Below are 3,688 nucleotides of genomic sequence, written 5' to 3' on the forward strand. Positions count from 1 at the left end.
ATGGTATAGTGTTTGGTGCACGCATTAAGAAATCTAATGAAACAGGGGAGAGAAGTTCTTTGTTTAATTTTCAGGGTATTTCAAATGTTAACGTTGACTGGGATTTATTTCTCATGCTAACATATAGATAATTTAATCAAGGCGGTGGAAATGTATTGGACTCAGATGTTGACTCGGATAGGTGGCTAAATGACCTCGATTTTCTCAAAGTACCTCTCATCATTTTGAGAATGTAGATTGTATTCAATCTCATGTTAAAGTGTATGAAATTGTAGGTATGGAAAGAGAAAATATATCAGGAGGTGAATCCTTTAGTTTCAAGGAAGCTAAGGGAATTAGTTGGACATATTTAATTTAATCATGGTAGCGGTTTTAATCGCATGTACTGCATTTTTCGTGGCAATTGAGTTTGCTATTGTAAAAGTAAGAGGATCAAAGATTGATCAATTTGTATTAGAAGGAAAGAAGGGTGCGCTAGCAGCTAAGAAAGTGACATCAAACTTGGATGAATATTTGTCAGCTTGTCAATTAGGGATTACAGTTACAGCAATGGGACTTGGGGCACTAGGTGAACCAACGATTGAGAGACTTTTACATCCTTTATTTGATAAGTGGAACATCAATCCTTCCATTGCAGGTGTATTATCTTTAGGAATTGCTTTTACTATTATGACGTACTTACATGTTGTAGTTGGTGAATTAGCACCAAAAACATTCGCGATTCAAAAGGCTGAGAAGGTTACTTTATTACTTTCGGCTCCGCTTATCTGGTTCTACAAAATCATGTATCCGTTTATTCGCTTGTTAAATGGCTCTGCAAGGATGATAACAGGAATGTTCGGCTTAAAACCTGCATCAGAGCATGATGTAGCACATACAGAAGAAGAATTACGATTGATTCTTTCTGAAAGTTATGAACGTGGAGAAATTAATCAGGCTGAATACAAATATGTAAATAATATTTTTGAATTTGATAATCGTATTGCGAAAGAAATCATGGTCCCTCGTACAGAAATTATAGGGCTACATGTAGATAATTCTTTAGCAGACCATATGAAAATAATCCGTGATGAAAAGTACACACGTTACCCAGTATTTGGGGAAGATAAAGATGAAATCATTGGTATGGTGAATGTGAAAGATTTCTTTATCCGTTATATGAATAAGGAAGCAAAAGAATTCAGTTCTATTCAATCGTATACGCGTCCAGTAATTGAAGTAATTGAGACCATACCAATACATAATCTTTTACTACAAATGCAAAAGAAACGTATTCCGTTGGCTGTGTTATATGATGAATACGGCGGTACGGCTGGTATTGTAACCATTGAGGATATTCTGGAAGAGATTGTAGGAGAAATACGTGATGAATACGATGAAGATGAGCGTCCGCCCATTCAGCAAATGAATGAAGGTCATGTTGTCGTAGAAGGTAAGGTATTAATTAGCGAATTAAATGATTTACTAGGATTACATATGAATGATAGTGATGTTGACACGATTGGTGGTTGGATTCTGATGCAGAATTATGATATCCAAGAAGGGCAAACAGTAAATAGCGAAGGATATGCATTTAAAATTCTTTCTAAAGACCCTCACCAAATCAAACGTGTTGAAATACAAAAAGAAATGTTGGAAGCAGCAACTGTATAGTTGCTGCTTTTATTCAGCTGATAACATGGTAGCCTTCCTCATTAAATTCATTGATTAATCAACTTTTTATCTGTTAACACATTATCGAAATAGGGAATGATTGTTTCCTTTGCATTCACGGTTCAGCACTCCTTCGATATTGTAAAATGTATCTCATTTATACAAATTGTAATATAATTTAAAGGCAAGTTCGTAGCGTAAAATAGATTAAAGGTAACAAATATCGAGAAAGGATTACCTGTCAAAATTATCATTAGTATTTGTATTTCACTAGATAATAAAAAATGTAGAATGATTTCATTTCTGACATTGTTATTTACTAGTAATCAAAATAAAGAATAAAGAAATTTCTCGGCTGGGAATTTTTACACAGTCATAAAATGGAGGCAATAGTTATGCAGCAAATTAAAAAAATAGGAAACGCATTTTGGTATATGACACCCGTTTCCGAGACTGATAGACCTATCTTAGGAATGGTAGTTGGAAAAGAAAAGACTTTGATGATAGATGCAGGTAATTCAGAAGCACATACACAATTGTTTTTAGAAATGCTAAAAGAACAAAATATCTCAAATCCTGATTTTGTAGCATTAACGCATTGGCACTGGGATCATATTTTTGGATTGCCTGTATTACAAAATGCATTGTCTATCGCACATTTTGAAACAAAAAAAGAGATGAACACACTTGTTTCTTATGAGTGGTCGGATGAGGCATTGGACGCACGAGTGAAAGAAGGTACAGAAATTGAATTTTGTGCGGACTGTATAAAAAAAGAGTTCAGTGAAAAACCAAGAAATATTCAAATTCTTCCGCCGCCCTTAACCTTTCAGAAACAACTTGAATTAGACCTTGGTGATGTGACATGTGTGTTAGAGCATGTGGGCGGAGACCATTCTCATGACTCTGTTGTTATTTATATTAAAGAAGAAAAGATTTTGTTTTTAGGAGACTGTATATATGCAGATATCTTTTCTGCAAAGCGGAACTATACAACGAAACGAACGTTTAAACTGATACAAGAATTAGAGAAATTTGATGCTGAGACATATATTCTTTCCCATGGGACAGCTATAAATCGGGATGAGTTTTCACAAGAAATTCATTTGCTAAAAACAGTAGGAACTTATACGGAAACTCATAAAGGCGATGAAGAGAAGATAAAGGCGGCGTATAAACAAGAGCTAGATAGAGAATTAAATGAGGATGAACTAGAAACAATAACGTATTTTGTCAATGGTTACGAGATGGATAATCTGTAAAACACAACTCTAATCAAATAGCATTAAACTGCACAAAAAGAGTATTGAAATTTAATTCAATACTCTTTTTAAAAATTAAATATTAAGTTCCAACCAATTTCTAAATTTTTTGGCTGGCTCATCACCTGGGTTTATACGGCTTTCAACACTGGTTGTGATTAGCAGCTTTTTTAGCTAATTCAGTAATATATTCAAAGAATGCATCACGTTTCACATCATAAACGACATTTACTGGTCTTCCGTTAGCAGTTTCCACTGTACGTCCTTGGCTGGGTCCGTATGTATGAACGATACTAGTAATCATTTGTGTTTTTACGAGATCAGTGTTTCCAACAAATGCAGTAGTTAATACATCCCACAAATAGTAGGTAGAGTTAGTTGAAAAGTGAACGAGAGGAGGGACCATTGCATAGCATTGACCAAGGAAGTCAACACCAATATACTTTCGCTCTTTTGCCCAACGTTCACGTACGTCTACAGTTAGTGGAACCTGATTAGTACTTTCTAGAGTTACTAAATCAATTACTATATTAGCATCCCAAACACGAGATACTGCTTCGGGATCCCAAAATGAATTCCATTCGGCTGTTCCGTCATGTTCTGGCTCATGTACATTTCCCGCAGTACGAAATGTGCCGCCCATCCAAACGAGACGTTCAATTTTTTCTTCGATTACAGGTACTTCATATAATGCACGGGCAAGGTCAGTCAGGGGCCCTGTAAATAATAAAGTTGTTTTTCCATCAGTTTGTAGAAGAGTCTCTATTATATGA

General features: G+C 35.2%; 3 protein-coding genes. 2 read left to right on the forward strand and 1 reads right to left on the reverse strand.

What is annotated here, in order from left to right; translation table 11 throughout:
* Window positions 1-339: 339 nt before the first annotated feature.
* The gene (locus tag AC1DTM_RS20275; RefSeq protein WP_016104808.1) at window positions 340-1,653 is read left to right on the forward strand and encodes a hemolysin family protein; all 1,314 of its coding nucleotides are present in this window, start codon (window positions 340-342) and stop codon (window positions 1,651-1,653) included.
* A 395-nt stretch (window positions 1,654-2,048) separates the two neighbouring features.
* The gene (locus AC1DTM_RS20280) at window positions 2,049-2,915 is read left to right on the forward strand and encodes an MBL fold metallo-hydrolase (protein ID WP_131231887.1); all 867 of its coding nucleotides are present in this window, start codon (window positions 2,049-2,051) and stop codon (window positions 2,913-2,915) included.
* 142 nt (window positions 2,916-3,057) lie between these two features.
* On the opposite strand, the gene AC1DTM_RS20285 is transcribed toward AC1DTM_RS20280, so the two are convergent.
* Window positions 3,058-3,688: nucleoside hydrolase (locus AC1DTM_RS20285; protein WP_477000733.1), on the reverse strand; the 631-nt coding region annotated here is incomplete at its 5' end.

Source organism: Bacillus sp. P4_D3, assembly GCF_056401855.1.

Excerpts from the sequence above, each read along its gene's own strand:
- AC1DTM_RS20280 (WP_131231887.1), top strand. The coding sequence starts at position 2,049 with ATGCAGCAAATTAAAAAAATAGGAAACGCATTTTGGTATATGACACCC.